Genomic DNA, 17542 nt, shown 5'->3' with positions numbered 1-17542 from the left:
CGAATATCGACTGACGAATGTCAATATTCGTCAGTCGATATTCTTAACCAGGGATGCGCGATTTCGTCGCGGCGCGGCGCAGGCAGGCTGTCGGCCTGCGCCGCGCTCAAAGTCGCCGAGATGACCTCTCCCAGAGCCTGTGCCAGGCGGTCCGCCAGATCATGCAGTGCCGCGGCCGACAGGCTGGGCGAGGCGCGCTCGATATCGCCGGCGATCGCCGCAACCTGGTCAAATCCCAGCGTCCGGGCGCCGCCCTTCAGCGAGTGCGATTCGGTCTCGATCTCCTGGCGGTCGTCGCCCTCGGCAAACCCCCGGAACAGATCGATGCGCCGCTCGGTTTCGCGGATGAACAACGCGATCATCTCCGCCAGCTGCGCGTGGCCCATTTCCTCGCCGAGCTGGGCCAGCAAAGTGGGATCGAAGGTCCGGGCGGCAGCCGGCGGCGGCTCGGGCGGCGCCACGACGGCTCTGCCGCCCCGCAGCGACCGCAACACCGCGGCGACCAGCGCCGGCTTGCGCAGCGGCTTGGCGAGGAAATCGCTCATCCCGGCCTCGCGGCACAATTTGATATCCTCGGCGAAGGCATTGGCGGTCAGCGCGATGATCGGCAGCGTCATGCCGTCGTCGCGCGCACGGATCGCGCGGGTCGCCGCCAGCCCGTCCATATTCGGCATCCGGACATCCATCAGCACCAGATCATAGACGCCATCGTCGAGCGCTTGCACGGCCTGCAGCCCGTCCGTGGCCAATGTGGTCTCGGCGGCGAATTCTTCCAGCATCTTGAGTACCACCATCCGATTGGTGGCGTCGTCCTCGGCGATCAGCACCCGCAGCGGGCGCCCGAGCATCGCAATCCGGGTCCTCAGATCGTCGGAACCAAGCCGATCGCGGCGATGGTCGGACACCACCGCGTCGCTGAACGGCAGATCCAGGCTGAAGCGGAATGTGGCGCCCTCACCCGAGGCCGATTCCACCGCGATCTGCCCGCCCATCTGCTCGACAATCCGGCGGCTGATCGCAAGCCCCAGCCCGGTGCCACCGAAACGGCGGTTGATCGAGACATCGGCCTGAGCAAAATCCGTGAACAGGCTGCCGACACGATCGCGCGCAATGCCGATCCCGGTATCGATGATCCGCCATTCGACGGTGGCGCGCTCGGCATCCCGTGCGACGCAGGCCGCCACGATCGTGACGCTGCCGCGCTCGGTGAATTTCACCGCGTTGGAGGCGAGGTTGAGCAACACCTGCCGGATCCGCGCCGGGTCTCCGCTCAGCGTCGACGGCAACGTCGGATCGATCTGCGTGGTCAGCGCCAGGCCCTTGACCTTGGCGGAGGGTCCGACAATCGACACCACGGCCTCGACCAGCGCAGCCACCGAGAAATTGATGGTCTCGAATTCGAAATGGCCGGCCTCAAGCTTCGACAGATCGAGAATATCGTCGAGGATGCGCTGCAGATTGTCGCCGGAATCCCTGATCGTCTCGACCGCGTGGCGTTGTTCGCCGTCAAGCGAGGTTTCCAGCAGCATGTTGGCAAGGCCCAGCACGCCGTTCATCGGGGTTCGGATCTCGTGGCTCATCATCGCCAGAAATCCCGACTTCGCCCGGTTCTCCGCCTCGGCCTGCTCGGCGCGCCAGCGCTCGGTGACGTCGCGGCCGACGCCGCGATAGCCGGCGAACCTGCCCTGGTGGTCGAGCGTCGGCTTCGCCGACAACGACCACAGCCGCGGACTGCCGCCGGCCACGACGTGAACCGCGACCTCGTTCAACGGCTCCCTGGCCGCCAACAGCGCCACCACGCTCGCGGCGCCGGCGCTGTCGTCGGGGCATAGCATCGCCAGCACGTCGGCCAGCTGAGCGCCGTGCAACACGGTCACCGGCAGCTGCGCCACCTCGACGAAGCGTTCCGGGACATGCACCAGCCGGCCATCTGGATCGGTCTGCCACAGCCAGTCGCTGGCATTGGCCTGAAAATCCTTGAGCAGCAGCGAGATGATTTCGGTGTTGCGTTCGAGTTCGAGCTGCGCGCGCAGATTGTCGTAGAACAGCTGTCCATGCGCCATCAGATTGCGGGACATGAACACCGCGTAGAGCAGCAGGAACAGTCCGGTGATCATGTAGGCGCTGCCCTCGCTCAGCGACAGCGCCACCGCCGAACACAGCACCATAGCCCACATATAGGCCAGCCCGGCGCGCTGCACCGTCGACAAGGCAAAGGCGCCGCCGGAGATCATGCCGGTGATCAGGCAGGCCAGGATCAGCTGGTCGCGCGGCTCGGCCTTGGCGAACAGCACCACCGGCAGCGAACCCCAGATCAGGCCCAGAATCAGCGCCTGAACGATCATCCGCCGGATCGCATTCGCCGACGCCTCGCGGGGACGTTTTTGCCGCGCCCGAAACCAGGCCCGCACCGACATGGTGGCGATGATGCCGATCGCGATCGCCCATGCGATCAGGAAACTGCGCGGCCCCTCGTGCCAGAACGTCACCATCACGATGCCGGCATTGATCAGATTGATCGTCATCGTCATCGGCACCAGCCGACCGACGCTGCCGATCTGCGCGGCGCGAATCCGGCGCATCTCGCGCTCGGTTATGTCGCCGGTCCCGCCTGGCATTTCGGTGCGTTCGGCACCGAGCCAGCGGCCAAGTATCGAGATCCAATCGTCTCGTGACCGGCGCGATGTCAGGAATCGTGAAAGGCCGCCCATGATCGGATTGCTCGCTCGACCGCAATGTCGGACCGTCGGCGCCGTCGCCAGAGCCAAGCGCGGCCAAGGTGGAGCCAGTCGGGGCCAGATTAGTTCGACTCGGCAGCTCCGTCACTGGTCGGGCCGCAACGCATGAATTTGCTACCCGTCCCCTGAACAGACCTTGCGGTCAGGAGCCGAAGCGGGCTGTCGACATCACCATGCTGACAGCCAGGCTTCCGACGCGTTAATTTTGTCGCGCGCGCGCCCGGCACCGTGGCCGCGGTTAACAATTGCCGAAAACTTGTCGCCAAATCGCGCTTTCGTCAACAAAGTTAACAATTAGCTAGGCATGGTCGGCCGGGTCGCGGTGGATCGGATCGACCCACAGCACCGTTTCGGGCTTTTCTACCGGCTCGATATCGAGATTGATCGCGATCGCCTCGCCGTCGCTGCGCACCAGCACGCATTCCAGCGCCTCGTCAGGGCTGGCGTTGATTTCCTGATGCGGCACGTAAGGCGGAATGAAGATGAAATCGCCGGGGCCCGCCTCGGCGGTGAATTGCAGCTGCTCGCCCCAGCGCATCCGCGCCTTGCCGCGCACCACATAGATCACGCTCTCGAGGTGGCCGTGGTGATGCGCGCCGGTTTTGGCGTCCGGCCTGATCGTCACCGTTCCGGCCCACAGCTTCTGCGCACCGACGCGCGCGAAATTGATCGCGGCCTTGCGGTCCATCCCCGCGGTCGACGGAACATTGGAATCGAGCTGATTCCCAGGAACCACACGAACGCCGTCATGTTTCCAACGGTGGTCGTCATCGCCGGAATGATCGTGATCGTGCGGGTGATCATGGGATCCGCTCATGGCGTGCCTTTCATCAAATTATACCGTCAAAACTTCTGACAACGCGGCGCGCGGAACGCAATCACAAATTGGACCGGGCCGGAACTTAGTCAGCTCCCCGCGGTTGTCCCGGCGAATTTAACAAAGCAAAGGAGAAATCTCATGGGTAGCACGACAGACAAGATCAAGGGCACCGCCAACGAAGCCGTCGGCAAGGCCAAGCAGAGCATCGGCGAAGCCACCGGCTCCGAGAAGATGCAGGGCGAAGGCGCGTTGCAGGAAGCCAAGGGCAAGGGCCAGAAGGCGCTTGGCGAAGGCAAGGAAGCCGTCAAGGAGGGCGCCGAGAAGGTGTCCGACTACGCCAACAAGAAGCTCTGATCTAACTGACCAGATGATGCGAGCCGGCCCCTTCGGGGCCGGCTTTCGCATGTCAGCGGCGCGGATTGCTCAGCACGTCCGGATTGACCACATGGCTCGGCTCGCCATGGGCATAGCGCACGATCTGGTCGAAGATGTCGCTGAACTGCAATTCGTATTCGTCGCGCGAGACGTAGCCGATATGTGGCGTGGCGATCACATTGGCCATCGTCAGCAGCGGATCATCCACATTGCGCAGCGGCTCGGTTTCGAAAACATCGACCGCCGCCATGCCGGGGCGGCCGGCGCGCAACGCGTCCACCAAGGCGCCTGGCTCGATCAGTCCGGCACGACTGGTGTTGACCAACAGCGCGGTCTGCTTCATCCGGGCCAGATCACCGCGGGTGACGATGCTGCGTGTCGCCTCGACCAGCCGCATGTGCAGCGAGATGACGTCGCACTGCGCGAATAATTCGTCCTTGCTGCCGGCGATGCGGTAGCCGTCGGCGCGCGCCTGCGCCAGATTCGGCTCGCGCGCCCACACCATCACCTTCATGCCAAAGGCGCGGCCGTAACCGGCGACGACGCCGCCGATCCGGCCATAGCCATAGATGCCGAGGGTCTTGTCGCGCAGCGTTTGGCCGACGCCGATCTGCCATTGGCCTGCCTGCAGCGCCGCCATCTGCTGCGGAATCTGCCGCATCGCCGACAGCACCAGCCCCCAGGTCAATTCGGCCGCCGCATAGGACGGCGTGTCGGAATGCATGTTCGACGACACGATGATGCCGAGCCGCGTCGCCGCGGCGATGTCGATATGCGGATAGACGCTGCGCTGGCTGATCAGCTTCAGCTTCGGAAGCTTCTCCAGAAGCTCGGCGCCGATCTGCGTGCGCTCCCGGATCAGCACCAGCGCCTCGGTGTCGCGCAGCCGCTGCGCCAGCTCCTCGGTGTCCTGGACGTGGTCATTGAAGATGGTGACGTCGTGCTCGCGCAGCTTGGAAAAGCACGGCAGCGTCCGCAACGTGTCGAAGTAATCGTCGAGGATGGAAACCTTCATGTCGAAGCTCCGATGCGAGAGAATTCGTCATTGCGAGCCATTGGGCGGCGCGAAGCGACGGCCGATGGCGAAGCAATCCAGGGTTACAGATGCAGCCTGGATTGCTTCGTCGCAAAGCTCCTCGCAATGACGAACACTAAGGTCTCGGCCTCAATATCCCAGCGCGCAGCCGTCCTTGCGGGGTTCGGAGCCGCCGGTCAGCGTGCCCTTGTCCCAGTCGATCCAGATTGCCTGGGCGCCGCCGAACGGGCCGACGCAGGGTGCCGTCTTGTGGCCGATCTTCTTCAGCCCCTCGACGATCGAAGCCGGCACGCCGTCTTCCAGCGTGTAGACGCCCTCGAAATGCAGCCCGCGCGGCTGATCGATCGCCTCCTGCACATCCATGCCGTAGTCGACCATATTGGTCAGAACGCGGCACTGGCCGACCGGCTGATACTGGCCGCCCATCACGGCGAACGACATCTTGGCGCGGCCGTTTTCGGTGGTCATGCTGGGAATGATGGTGTGCAGCGGGCGCTTGCCGCCGGCGATGCAATTGGGGTGGCCGGGCTGCACCCGGAATCCGGCGCCGCGATTCTGCAGCAGCACGCCGGTGTTGGCCGACACCACCGCCGAGCCGAACGAATGCGCCACCGAATTGATGAAGGAGCAGACGTTGCGGTCCTTGTCGATCACCGTGATGTAGACCGTCTCGGGATTGATCGGCGGGCGTACGTCGGGCAGTTCGACCAGCGAATCCATCCGGATCTTGGCGGCCCAATCGGCGGCGAACTGCTTCGACAGGATGCGCTCGATGTCGATGCCCACATAGGCCGGATCGCCGATGTCCTGCTCGCGCATCAGATAGGCGATGCGCGCGGCCTCGGCTTCGAGGTGGAAGCGCTCGACGCTCAGCGACGGATATTTGGTCAGGTCGAAATGGCTGAGGATGTTGAGCATCACCAGCATGGTGATGCCAGGCCCGTTGGGCGGGCACTGCCAGACGTCGAGGCCCTTGTAGTTGGTGCTGAGCGGCGTGGTGCGCTCGGTGACGTGATCGGCGAAGTCTTCCATGGTGTGCAGGCCGCCGGCGGCGCGCAGCGTCTCCACCATGTCCTCGGCGACGCTGCCCTTGTAGAAGCCGTCGGGGCCGAGCTTGGCGATGGTGCGCAGGGTCTGGCCGAGTTCGGGCTGCTTCATCACGTCGCCGACCACCGGGGCCTCGCCGTTCCTGAGCAGATAGCGCGGCGCGTTGATGCCGGCGCGAACCTTCTCGACATTGTTTTTCCAGTCGAAGGCGATCCGCGGCGCCACCACATAGCCCTGCTCCGCCGCCTTGATCGCCGGCTGCAGCACCACGTCGAGGCCGAGCTTGCCGTGATCGGCAAGGATCGTCGCCCAGGCGTCGATCGAACCGGGAATCGTCACCGAATGCGGGCCGGTGCTCGGGATCGCCTGCATCTTGTGCTCGAGGTACCATTCCGCGCTGGCCGCCTTCGGCGCACGGCCGGAGCCATTATAGGAATGAACCTTGCCCTCGCCCTTGGGCTGGATCAGCGCGAAGCAATCGCCGCCGATGCCGGTCGATTGCGGCTCGATCACGCCCTGCAGCGCGCAGGCCGCCACCGCCGCGTCGGCTGCGGTGCCGCCGGCTTTCAGCATCTCGATGGCCGCCAGCGTCGCTTGCGGGTGCGAACTCGCCGCCATGCCGTTGAGGGAATGGACCGTGGAGCGGCCGGCGAGATGGAAATTCCTCATGCCAAGATTCTCATTTCAGCTGGTTTCGCGGCGATCGACGCCGGGATTGCGGCGGGGACTACGTCAAGTATCTGGCATGCCAAGCCCCTCAAGGGCAATGCTTAGCGCGGAATGGGGGCTGTGCGACGCCGGTCTTACCCAAGGTCATTTTGCAAGGCCCCTTTCGCAAGGCTGTTTCGCAGCGCTCTTTCCCCAACCTGGCCCGGCTGGTAGACCCGCGTCATGCTGAAAGTCGCCGCCTTCTACCAATTTGCCGCATTGCCGGATTTTGCCGAGCTGCGCGAACCCCTGCGTGCATTCTGCGCCAGCCTCAATCTCAAGGGCAGTATCTTGCTGGCCGCGGAGGGTATTAACGGCACCGTGGCCGGCGAAGCCGCGGCGATCGACGCGCTGGTCGCCGAACTGGCGCAGGGGACGCTGTTCGCAGGCCGGCTCGACCGGCTCGAGCTGAAATTCTCCGGCGCCTCGGCGATGCCGTTCCTGCATCTCAAGATCCGGCTGAAGAAGGAAATCGTCACCCTCGGGGCGCCGCAGGCCGATCCGACCCGCCAGGTCCATCTATGTCGATCCGGCCGACTGGAACGCACTGATCGACGACGGCGACACGCTGCTGCTCGACACCCGCAACGCCTTCGAAGTGGCGATGGGCAGTTTCGGGGGCGCGCTCGATCCGGACATCCACAGCTTTGGCCAGTTCAAGGATTTCGTGGCGCGCAGCCTCGATCCGGCCAAGCACGGCAAGATCGCGATGTTCTGCACCGGCGGAATCCGCTGCGAAAAGGCCAGCGCCTATCTGTTGTCCCTGGGATTTGGCGAGGTCTATCACCTCAAGGGCGGCATCCTGAATTATCTCCAAAACGTGCCGGAAGCCGACAGCCGCTGGCGCGGCGACTGCTTCGTGTTCGACGAGCGCATCGCGCTCGGCCACGGCCTGGTCGAACGCAGCGCCACCAAGCCGGATCTCGCCATCAACTCCGAAGACTTCGCCGCGCAGCGGACGGCGGCCTGCCATGACTGATCCTGCCATGACTGACAAGCACCTCGCCGAGCGGATCGACGCGCTCGAGGCACGATTGACGTATCAGGATGACGCGATCGAGACACTGAACGCCACTATCACCGCGCAGTGGAAACAGATCGACGCGCTGACCCGCCAGTTCGCTGCGCTCAGCGAACGGCTGCAGGAAGCCGAGGCCAACGCCTCCAGCCCGAGCAACGAGCCGCCGCCGCATTACTGACGCCGACTCACGGCGCTGGGCCGCACGTTGCGCGCTTGTGATCACGTTGTGCCAGTGACAGACTTGGCCGGCGAACCAGCCTCGGATTGCCGATGACAAACCACAGCTTCACTCTGTTCGACACTGCGATCGGCCGTTGCGGCATCGCCTGGGGCGAGCGCGGTGTGGTCGCGGTACAATTGCCGCAGCCGAGCGAGCAGCAGACCCGGGCGCGGATCCATCAACAGCTCGGCGAGATCGACGAGGCGGCGGCGCCGCCCGCGGTGCAAGGCGCGATCGACGGCATTGTCGCGTTGCTGCAGGGCGCGCGGGTCGATCTGTCCACGATCGCGCTCGATCTCGATCGGGTACCGCCCTTTCACCGCGGGGTCTACGACATCGCCCGCAGCATTCCGCCGGGCCATACGCTGAGCTATGGCGACATCGCCAAGCGGCTCGGCGGCGTCGAATTGTCGCGCGAGGTCGGCCAGGCACTCGGCCGCAACCCGTGCCCGATCATCGTGCCGTGCCACCGCGTGCTCGCCGCCGGCGGCAAGCCCGGCGGCTTTTCCGCCAATGGCGGCGTCACCACCAAGCTGAAACTGCTGGCGATCGAGGGCGCGGCGGTGAACCACACGCCGAGCCTGTTCGATTGACCAAGCCGCGCTGATGGCGAAGCCGGCCCGCGCAGGCTTCACCTCTCCCATAGGGAGAGGTCGGCGCACCCGGATCGGCGCGTCGCGCCGTCCGGGCACAGGCTCCGCGCCGGGTGAGGGGTTGCGGTCTATCGAGAAGTCCGTCCCCCCTCACCCCAACCCTCTCCCCACGGGAGAGGGAGCGCGTTTTCGGTGCCGCAATGCCTCGACAACATCGAAAGCTGGAGGCGTGGGGTTACGCCGGCGGCGGCAGCGAGATCTTCACCGAGGGCCGTTCCAGCATCTTCTCGTGGAAGGCGTCGAGCTTCGGAAAGGCCTTGCGCCAGCCGCAATCGGGAAAGCGGAAATCGGCATAGCCGAGCACGCAGACCAGCGCGATCTGCGCGATGTCGAGCGGCCCGGACAGCGCCTCGCTGCGTTCGAACCGCGCCATGCCGGACCACGCCCGCGCCCAGTGATCGTCGTACCAGCCCTGCCAGAACAGCTCCTTCGGCCGCACTAACTTCTCGTAGCGGCACAGCAACATCGAATCCAGCATGCCCTGCAGCATCGAATGATCGCTCTTGACCCGCCAGCGTGCCGGACCCGATGCCGGGATCAACCTGCCGCCGCCGGCCAGATCGTCGAGATATTCGGCGATCACATAGGAATCGACGATCACCTCGCCATTATCGAGGATCAGCGCCGGCAGTTTCTTCAACGGGTTGATCTTCACATAGTCGTCGTTCGGCTGGCCCGGCACCACCGCGGCAGAGATGAATTCGATCTGGTCGATCAGCCCGAGTTCGATCGCGGCAATCCGCACCTTGCGGGCGAAGGGCGAGGCCGGCGAGAAGGAGAGTTTCATGAGTGGGTCCTGTGGATTGAGGGCTTGCCGTAGAGGATCCGCATGCAGCCCGTCATAACTCATTCGGGATCAACACGATCGGTCATTGGTCGTCATTGCGAGGAGCGTAGCGACCAAGCAATCCAGCTCTGACTCGGAGCCCTGGATTGCTTCGCTTCGCTCGCAATGACAATCGCAGGCCAAGGCCTACGCCGCCACGATGGTCTGTTTTTGCTCGCCGAGGCCGTCGATGCCGAGGGTGACGACGTCGCCGACATTGAGGAATTGCGGCGACGGCTTCATGCCCATGCCGACGCCAGGCGGCGTGCCGGTGGTGATGACGTCACCGGGCAGCAGCGTCATCAGCTCCGACAGATAGGAGATGATCTTCGGCACGTTGAAGATCATCGTCGCGGTCGATCCGGTTTGGCAGCGCTTGCCGTTGACGTCGAGCCACATGCCGAGCTTGTGGACATCGGCGATCTCGTCCTTGGTGACGAGCCAGGGGCCGAGCGGGCCGAAGGTGTCGTGCGACTTGCCCTTGGTCCATTGTCCGAGCCGCTCGATCTGGAAGGCGCGCTCGGAGACGTCGTTGCAGACGCAATAGCCGGCGACGTATGTCAGCGCATCGGCCTCGCCGACATATTTCGCCCGGCTGCCGATCACGACCGCCAGCTCGACTTCCCAGTCCAGCTTGGTGGAGCCGCGCGGCTTCTCGACGTCGTCATTGGGGCCGCACAGCGAGCTGGCGGCTTTCATGAACACGATCGGCTCGGCCGGGATCGGCATCCCGGACTCGGCGGCGTGGTCGGCAAAATTCAACCCGATGGCGATGAATTTCGGCGCCCCGCCGACCACCGCGCCAAGCCGCGGCTGGCCCGCGACAGCGGGAAGGCTGTCGGAATCCAGGCTGGCTAACTTGGCCAGCTGGGCAGGCGAAAACGCCTCGCCGGCAAGGTCCTGGCAATGCGCGGACAGGTCGCGCAGCTGGCCTGAGCGGTCAATCAGGCCGGGCTTTTCCTGGCCGACCGCACCATATCGAACGAGCTTCATGATCGCGTTTTCCCCGGTTGTTGTTGCTTGTCAAATTCATGGATGACCCGGGCGACAAATTCAACCGGGTATCTCGCGCGCATGCGGCCCATGCTATCGCGCCGCCACCAGCCGGAACGCGTCGCCATCGCGCTGGATCCGTCCGGGGCCGAAATGGCCGGCGATCATTAATGTCGGCGTATCGGCAAAGCGCGAGAACAGCTCGCGCCGTGTTTCGGCGGATTGTCTGGGATCGGAATCGACCGTCGCCGACCATTGCAGATGCGCCATCTGGCAGGGGTGGTGCGCGACATCCCCCGACAGCAACGCCTCTTCGCCGTCCGACTTGATGTGCAGGCAGACATGGCCCGGGCTGTGGCCGGGCGTCGAAATCAGGGTGATCTCCTCGGTCAGGGCGGCGTCGCTGGCGACCAGATCGACCTTGCCGGCATCGACGACCGGCTTGATCGAATCTGCGAACACCGCGGCGTGCTCGCCTGTGGTGCTATGCGTCTGCCAATGGTCATATTCGGTCTTGCCGAACACATAGCGGGCATTACCGAAGGTCGGCACCCATTCGGACCCGACCAGTTTCGTATTCCAGCCGACATGGTCGACATGCAGATGGGTGCAGATCACCATGTCGATGCTGTCGGGATGATAGCCCGCGGCGGTCATGTCGGCGAGAAACGGCCGGTCGAGGCCGTTCCAGGTCGGAATGCTGCGGCCCTGCTTGTCATTGCCGAGGCAGGTGTCGACCACGATGCGGCGGGTCGGCGTTTCGACCACCAAGGCATGGATCGACATCCGCAGCCGGCCTTCCTCGGTGGCGAAATCCGGGATCAGCCAGGGCAGTTGCTGGATTTTTTCGTTGGTGGCCTGGGGCAGGATGAAACGCGTGCTGCCGATGGTTTCCATCTCGACGATTTTGCTGATTTTGACCTTGCCGATCGTCCAGACCATCCCACGTTTCTCCCTGAAGTTTTACTTTTGCCAGAACATGCGGGTTTCGCGCGGCAGGCGCAATGGATCATCTCACGCCGTGGTGCGTTGGACCGTCGAACGGAACAGCAGATCCGCAGACCGACATTTAATCGAGGAGAGCCGAATGCCCGAACTCGCCATTTCGACCGATCAAGTCGGTTTTCTGATCGAGAAGGCGCGCGAATACGACGTCAAGGAAGGGGCCACCGACTTCGATTCCGGGTCGAACGGCGCCGACGACGACATGATCGACGTGCTGGAGGACGACGGCAGCGATCCGGTGGCCCAGGAGATCACCAGCTTCATCGGCGCGATGACCGAGGAAGAGCAGATCGATCTGGTCGCGCTGATGCGGCTTGGCCGCGGCGACGGCACGATCGAAGAATGGGACGATCTGCGGCGCGAGGCCGCGGAGGGCCGCAACGATCGCACCGCGCGCTATCTGCTCGGCGAGCCGCTGCTCAGCGACTATCTGGCCGAGGGGCTTGATGCATTTGGATTGAGCTGGGCCGACGAGCGCACCACCCCGGTCAAGTAATCAGCGCGCGCAGTCGACAATCACGGTGCCGAGCTTGTCGCCGCGCTCGACCGCGAGATGCGCCTGCGCCGTCTCGGCGAGGGGAAATTGCGCCGCAACATTATGAAGGCGCGGACCGGCGGCGAGCCATTTCGAAATGTCACGCTGCGCCGCGAGCAACAAAGGCGGCGGCAGCGCGAACAACACTAGCGAGCGGACGGTGATGCATTTCTCCATCAGCTCGCGGACCGGAACGACCGGGTTGCGATTGCCGTTGCTGGCATAGAGCGCGATGGTCGAATTGATCGCCATCAGTTGCAGCGTGGTGCCGATATTGCCGCCGAAATCCACCTCGACGACGCGATCGACACCGCGGCCGCCGGTGAAGGCCATCGCCAGGGCGACCACATCCTCGGACGTGTAGTTGATCACCAGATCGGCGCCGGCATGGCGGGCCTGCTCGGCTTTGGCGGCGGAACTGACCGTCGCGATCACCTGGGCGCCGCCCCACTTCGCCAGTTGCACCGCGTAATGACCGACCGCGCCGGCCCCGCCGCTCACCAGCACCGTCCGTCCCAGGATCGATCCGTCGGCAAACAGGCTGCACCACGCGGTCATCGCGGGAATCCCCAGCGTCGCGCCATGGGCGAATGACAGCTGGTCGGGCAAGGCGGTGACCAGATGCGCGGCGAGCGCGATATATTCCGCCGCGGTGCCGAAAGCGCGGCCATTGCGTTGGCCGTTGTAGAGCCAGACCCGTTGGCCGAGTTCGAAGTTGCTGACGCCCTCGCCCACCTGATCGACGATGCCGGCGCCGTCGCTATTGGGAATTATCTGTGGATATTCCATCGCCCGGTAACCGCCGCCGCGCCGGGCCACATCCGCGGGATTGACCCCTGACGCTTCGAGCCTAACGCGGATTTCGCCCGGGGCCGCAATCGGCGTGGCGACCTCGCCGAATACAAGGACATCAGTGGCGGGGCCCGTCGTTTCGTACCAGACCGCTTTCATTCTGCGGCATTCTCCTGCGACAAGATCGACGCGTGGTAGTTCCGAACGGGCCAGAACTCGACGACGTCAATCCAAGATTCAGCTCTGATGAACCTGGGATCGAGGCCAATATCCTATTACCATTATCACCGATGCTATGGTAACTCTTTCTCGCTTGACGCGATTTGAAGTTTTTTTGCAACTTTTTGCGTTGCCGACGTATCTTATTCTAAGACGATTGATGGATGAGGTCCCGGAAGGAGAGATTCGATGAAGCCGGAAACGGGATTCGATCCCCTGCTTTTTCTCGGAAGGATGGGGGCCGGCAAGACCATTTCCAAATACAGCAGGGATCAAGTCATCTTTGCGCAGGGAGACGTGGCCGAATCGGTTTTCTACATTCAGGAGGGTCGCGTCAAAGTCGTCGTGTTGTCCGAACAAGGCAAGGAAGCGGTCGTCGGCATTCTCGCGCAGGGACAATTTTTCGGCGAGGGATGTCTGAACGGACATCAGGTCAGAATCTCGACCACGATCGCGATGGAGGATTGCGTGATTACCGCGATCACCAAGCCAGCGATGCTTGCGATGCTCCATGCCGAGCCGGCCTTCGCCGACCTGTTCATGAAATATCTACTGACCCGCAACAGCCGGATCGAGGAAGACCTGATCGATCAGCTGTTCAATTCCAGCGAAAAGCGATTGGCGCGGCTGCTGCTGCTGCTGGCCAATTTCGGCAAGGACGGCAACCCGCAGCCGATCGCAGCGCATATCAGTCAGGAAACGCTGGCCGAGATGATCGGTACCACGCGCTCGCGGGTCAGCTTCTTCATGAACAAGTTCCGCAAGCTGGGACTGATCGATTACAATGGAAAGATCCACGTCCATCGCGCGCTGCTGAACGCGGTGCTATACGATCGGCCGGATGAATCACGCAATTAAGTGATCAAGTCTCGAGCTGGGACCGGGTCGCAATCTTCGTTTGAGCCGGCCGTCCGCGTGCCACGGCCGTTCGTCCATTCTTGATCAATTCGATACGGACAAAGGCGCGGCACACGCATAGATTTCGAAAAAGACGTTTCATAATTTTACCGGCCCAACGGCGGCCACGATCTGAATCTCGACCTGGATTTAAGCCGCGAGCCGCCAAGAGGATGATGCAAACAAAAGCTCGGGGAGCAGAAGCGGGGAACGATGCCAACCGCACGCCCATTGACCGGCAGACGTCAGGCGACATTGGTTGACGCCATTGTGGAAACGGTCCGCGAGCCGATGCTGGTCCTGAATCGCGAGTTGCGCGTGGTCGCTGCAAGCCGGTCGTTCTGCCAGACCTTTACGGTCAACCCGCGCGACACAAGAGGCAAACTACTCTACGACATTGGCGGGGGCGATTGGGACATTCCCGAGCTGCGGCTATTGATCGGAAAAATCCTGCCGGAGCGTGGCGCCGTCGAGAATTGCGAGGTCGAACACAATTTCCGCGCCATCGGATTGCGGACCATGCGGTTGAATGCGCGGCATCTGGTCTATGCCAGAGGCGCGCGAACCAACATCCTGCTCGGGATCGAAGACCTCACACGAGAACGAATCCGGCAACGCACGCAGGACGAGATGCTGCAGGAAAAGGATGTCCTGCTCGGCGAGATCCAGCACCGGATCGGCAATAGTCTGCAGATCATTGCCAATATCATGCTGGTGAAGGCGCTGAGCGTCACCTCCGACGAGACGCGCCGGGCGTTGACCGACGCGCATGACCGGGTGATTTCAATCGCCGCCGTGCAACACTGCCTGCATGCCGCCGCACCCGGCGGCCAGATCGAGCTGATCCGCTATCTCAACGAGCTGTGCGAGGCGATGTCGCAATCCGTGATCAGCAATCGTCAGGCGATTGCAATCGAGGTCGTCGGCAGCAGAGCCAGGGTCTCTTGCACCACGGCCGAGAGTCTCGGCCTGATCGTCGCCGAACTGGTGATCAATGCCGTCAAATACGCCTTCACCAAAGGCAATATGCACGGCCGGATCCGGGTCTGCTACACCGCACACGCCGACGACTGGTGCCTGGTGGTCGCCGACAATGGCGTCGGCCAACCGGAATCCGACGCCCCGACCACCGCGGGCCTCGGGACCGGCATCATCCGCGCATTGGCCGAGCGGCTTGGCGCGCAGGTGAAGACCGTCAGAAATGAGCACGGCACCACCATCGCCATCACCCATGCGGCCGCCGGGAGCGACGACGCCGCCAGGATGCAACCAGCGGCACCCCGACGAACCGGCAGGGCGGCCGCGCGGATCGAGGGTTAAAGGGCAGTGACCCGCCGTGCAGGCATTTGAGCGGCAGCACAACCGACATTTTAGGGCGCCGGGTCCATCATTCCCCCATTCGCAAACGGAGAATGACCATGCGCAAGCGGAACGCCACCGGGCTTCGAGTGACCGTCTGGGCCGAGCGAAAACAGGATGTCATGATCATCTTCGCCTTCGGCGTGTGGGCGACGATCCTGGGCTTGGCGCCGGTTATTCTGTTCCGGGCGCTGGGCTGACATCGCCGCGTCCCGGCCAGGCGCGCCGTCGGCGGCGAGGCCAGCCGCGCGGCGCGGACCATCCATAGCGGCCGAACGGCCGTTCGGGCCGCTCTCCTGGACCCGGTTGCATCGCCGCGCCGGAAACTGCTAGCTACGCCAGCAGCAACAATAAGAATATCCGGGAGAAACCCATGCCTGACTTTATCAGCCTCGACGCGCTGGTCGCCAACACCGCCGCGAAGGCCCCGCAGCGAATCGCGGTGATCGACGGCGAGCGACAGCTCGATTACGCCGGGTTGAACGATCTGATCAACCGCGTGGCGGCCTCGCTGCAAGCCGACGGTCTGAAGCCGCGCGACGTGATCTCGATCTGCGCGCTATCGTCGATTGAATATGTCGCGACCTTCCTCGGCGCGTTGCGGGCCGGCGTCGCGGTGGCGCCGCTGGCGCCGTCGTCGACGCCGCAGGATTTCGCCGCGATGGTCAAGGATTCCGGCGCGAAAATCCTGTTCATGGACGCCACCACGACCGCCGCGATGGGCGAGGCCGCTACGGGCCCGCTCAAAGTCTCGCTCGACGATGGCGGCTGGGGCCGGCCATTTTCCGCCTGGTGCACGGCGCCGGGCACCTTGCCTCAACCGGTCACGATCGATCCGGACTGGATCTTCAACATCATCTATTCCAGCGGAACCACCGGCACACCGAAAGGCATCGTCCACACCCATTATTTGCGCTGGCGGCAATATGGCCAGCTCGACCCGCTCGGCTACGGCCCGGACGCCGTCACCGTGCTGTCGACGCCGCTTTATTCCAACACCACCCTGGTCTGCTTCAACCCGACCGTCGCCGGCGGCGGGACCATCGTGCTGATGAAGAAATTCGATGCCAAGGGTTTCTTGGAACTCAGCCAGCAGCACCGCGCCACCCATGCGATGCTGGTGCCGGTGCAATATCGCCGGATCATGAACCTGCCCGAGTTCGGCGAATTCGACCTGTCGTCCTATCGGATGAAATTCTGCACCTCGGCGCCGTTCGCCGCCGAGCTCAAGGCCGACATTTTAAAGCGTTGGCCCGGCGGGCTGACGGAGCTCTACGGCATGACCGAGGGCGGCGGCTCCTGCGCGCTGCTGGCGCATGAGCATCCCGACAAGCTCCACACCGTTGGCCAGCCGATGCCCGACCACGAGGTCCGACTGATCGACGAGGACGGCAAGCCGGTGGCGGTCGGCGAGATCGGCGAAATCGTCGGCCGCTCGCCGGTGATGATGCAGGGCTATCTGAACCAGCCGCAAAAGACCGCCGAGACGTTCTGGCATGACGAGAACGGCACCCGTTTCGTGCGCACCGGCGACATCGGCCGCTTCGATGCCGACGGGTTTCTCACGCTGATGGACCGCAAGAAGGATATGATCATTTCGGGCGGCTTCAACATCTATCCCAGCGACATCGAGGCGATCGTCAGCGAACACGCCGACGTGCTCGAGGTCGCCGTGGTCGGGATGCCGTCGGAGGATTGGGGCGAGACCCCGGTGGCCTTCGTGGTCGGCAAGCCGGACGCTGCGATCGATGCCGCCGCGCTCAAAGCCTGGACCAACAGCCGGGTCGGCAAGACCCAGCGGCTCGCCGATGTGGTCGTCACCGAAATGTTGCCGCGCAGCGCGATCGGCAAGGTGCTGAAACGCGAATTGCGCGACAGCCGGGTCAAGGTCATGGCGGATTCGGCCGCGCCATAGCAGCGGTCGAATGGCTCAGAGCCCGTGGCTGCCGGTATCGATTACGACCGGCACACCCGCGGCGACACCAACAACCCAAAACGCCGCCCCGAAGGGCGGCGCGCGTCACCATAGCCATCGAGGCGAGCATGCGAGACGAGGCTACTCGGCCTCTTCCGACATCGCGGCGTTCAGCTTGTCGTAATATTTTGCGACCAGCTCGATGTTGCCCTTGTTCTGAATCGGCGGCGCCGGCGACTTCAGCGCTTCATTGAGATCCGCGAGGGTCGCCTTCTTGTCCTCGGCCGACATGTTCTTGTCGGCTTGCACGGTGGCGATCTGCTGCTTGATCACGCCCTCGGCGCCGATATGCTTCTTGGTGGTCGGATCAAACTCGCTCAGCA

17 protein-coding genes and 1 pseudogene (1 of these 18 running past the window's edge) are annotated in these 17542 nt (G+C 63.7%); 9 read left to right on the top strand and 9 right to left on the bottom strand.

Annotation, left to right across the window (positions count from 1 at the left end; translation table 11 throughout):
* Window positions 1-20 precede the first annotated feature (20 nt).
* Window positions 21-2711, bottom strand: a complete 2691-nt coding sequence (locus RBJ75_RS24785) for a PAS domain-containing hybrid sensor histidine kinase/response regulator (protein ID WP_080900907.1) — start codon at window positions 2709-2711, stop codon at window positions 21-23.
* Window positions 2712-3036: 325 nt separating this feature from the next.
* Window positions 3037-3555, bottom strand: coding sequence for a cupin domain-containing protein (locus RBJ75_RS24780; RefSeq protein WP_044407055.1), 519 nt, complete (start codon window positions 3553-3555; stop codon window positions 3037-3039).
* A 141-nt stretch (window positions 3556-3696) separates the two neighbouring features.
* Here RBJ75_RS24780 and RBJ75_RS24775 point away from each other — a divergent pair, with 141 nt between their 5' ends.
* A complete protein-coding gene (locus RBJ75_RS24775; RefSeq protein WP_044407052.1) occupies window positions 3697-3912 on the top strand; it encodes a CsbD family protein in 216 nt (71 codons plus the stop codon).
* Window positions 3913-3964: 52 nt separating this feature from the next.
* Here RBJ75_RS24775 and RBJ75_RS24770 read toward each other — a convergent pair whose 3' ends face one another.
* Together RBJ75_RS24770 and ggt are read right to left on the bottom strand one after the other, a co-directional pair.
* Window positions 3965-4948 (bottom strand): D-2-hydroxyacid dehydrogenase family protein, encoded by a 984-nt coding sequence (locus RBJ75_RS24770; protein ID WP_044407049.1) that lies wholly within the window; start codon window positions 4946-4948, stop codon window positions 3965-3967.
* Between the two features lie 150 nt (window positions 4949-5098).
* The gene (gene ggt, locus RBJ75_RS24765) at window positions 5099-6685 is read right to left on the bottom strand and encodes a gamma-glutamyltransferase (protein WP_044407046.1); all 1587 of its coding nucleotides are present in this window, start codon (window positions 6683-6685) and stop codon (window positions 5099-5101) included.
* A gap of 222 nt (window positions 6686-6907) precedes the next feature.
* Here ggt and RBJ75_RS24760 point away from each other — a divergent pair.
* The 3 genes and pseudogenes from RBJ75_RS24760 (at window position 6908) to RBJ75_RS24750 (ending at window position 8558) form a co-directional block, all read left to right on the top strand.
* Window positions 6908-7703 (top strand): annotated as a pseudogene (locus RBJ75_RS24760) (rhodanese-related sulfurtransferase).
* Between the two features lie 7 nt (window positions 7704-7710).
* A complete protein-coding gene (locus RBJ75_RS24755) occupies window positions 7711-7923 on the top strand; it encodes a SlyX family protein (protein ID WP_152647624.1) in 213 nt (70 codons plus the stop codon).
* A 92-nt stretch (window positions 7924-8015) separates the two neighbouring features.
* Window positions 8016-8558, top strand: coding sequence for a methylated-DNA--[protein]-cysteine S-methyltransferase (locus tag RBJ75_RS24750; RefSeq protein WP_044407040.1), 543 nt, complete (start codon window positions 8016-8018; stop codon window positions 8556-8558).
* Window positions 8559-8793: 235 nt separating this feature from the next.
* Here the strand turns inward: RBJ75_RS24750 and RBJ75_RS24745 are convergent, their stop codons facing one another.
* The 3 genes from RBJ75_RS24745 to RBJ75_RS24735 form a co-directional block, all read right to left on the bottom strand.
* On the bottom strand, window positions 8794-9405 hold the full coding sequence (locus RBJ75_RS24745; RefSeq protein WP_044407037.1) for a glutathione S-transferase family protein: 612 nt from the start codon (window positions 9403-9405) through the stop codon (window positions 8794-8796).
* A 186-nt stretch (window positions 9406-9591) separates the two neighbouring features.
* Window positions 9592-10437, bottom strand: coding sequence for a fumarylacetoacetate hydrolase family protein (locus tag RBJ75_RS24740; RefSeq protein ID WP_044417464.1), 846 nt, complete (start codon window positions 10435-10437; stop codon window positions 9592-9594).
* A 93-nt stretch (window positions 10438-10530) separates the two neighbouring features.
* Window positions 10531-11379: an MBL fold metallo-hydrolase gene (locus tag RBJ75_RS24735; RefSeq protein WP_044417462.1), complete on the bottom strand. Its 849-nt coding sequence runs from the start codon at window positions 11377-11379 to the stop codon at window positions 10531-10533.
* 145 nt (window positions 11380-11524) lie between these two features.
* Between RBJ75_RS24735 and RBJ75_RS24730 the strand changes: the two genes are divergently transcribed.
* Window positions 11525-11938, top strand: coding sequence for a DUF3775 domain-containing protein (locus RBJ75_RS24730; protein ID WP_044417460.1), 414 nt, complete (start codon window positions 11525-11527; stop codon window positions 11936-11938).
* On the opposite strand, the gene RBJ75_RS24725 is transcribed toward RBJ75_RS24730, so the two are convergent.
* On the bottom strand, window positions 11939-12928 hold the full coding sequence (locus RBJ75_RS24725) for an NADPH:quinone reductase (RefSeq protein ID WP_044417458.1): 990 nt from the start codon (window positions 12926-12928) through the stop codon (window positions 11939-11941).
* 249 nt (window positions 12929-13177) lie between these two features.
* Between RBJ75_RS24725 and RBJ75_RS24720 the strand changes: the two genes are divergently transcribed.
* From RBJ75_RS24720 to RBJ75_RS24705, 4 genes are all read left to right on the top strand, one after another.
* Window positions 13178-13846, top strand: coding sequence for a Crp/Fnr family transcriptional regulator (locus RBJ75_RS24720; protein ID WP_044417456.1), 669 nt, complete (start codon window positions 13178-13180; stop codon window positions 13844-13846).
* A 330-nt stretch (window positions 13847-14176) separates the two neighbouring features.
* A complete protein-coding gene (locus tag RBJ75_RS24715) occupies window positions 14177-15205 on the top strand; it encodes a sensor histidine kinase (protein ID WP_160297977.1) in 1029 nt (342 codons plus the stop codon).
* 98 nt (window positions 15206-15303) lie between these two features.
* Window positions 15304-15444, top strand: a complete 141-nt coding sequence (locus RBJ75_RS24710; protein ID WP_160297976.1) for a hypothetical protein — start codon at window positions 15304-15306, stop codon at window positions 15442-15444.
* 173 nt (window positions 15445-15617) lie between these two features.
* On the top strand, window positions 15618-17159 hold the full coding sequence (locus tag RBJ75_RS24705; RefSeq protein WP_044417452.1) for a class I adenylate-forming enzyme family protein: 1542 nt from the start codon (window positions 15618-15620) through the stop codon (window positions 17157-17159).
* A gap of 141 nt (window positions 17160-17300) precedes the next feature.
* Here the strand turns inward: RBJ75_RS24705 and RBJ75_RS24700 are convergent, their stop codons facing one another.
* Window positions 17301-17542: the 3' end of a hypothetical protein gene (locus RBJ75_RS24700; protein WP_044417450.1), read on the bottom strand. The gene runs 349 nt beyond the window's last position; only the last 242 of its 591 coding nucleotides appear in the window; the start codon falls outside the window, past its right edge — the gene reads right to left on this strand; its stop codon occupies window positions 17301-17303.

The sequence above is a fragment of the Rhodopseudomonas sp. BAL398 genome (assembly GCF_033001325.1).
Taxonomy (GTDB): domain Bacteria; phylum Pseudomonadota; class Alphaproteobacteria; order Rhizobiales; family Xanthobacteraceae; genus JARJEH01.
This window is presented reverse-complemented; position numbering and strand designations above follow the sequence as displayed.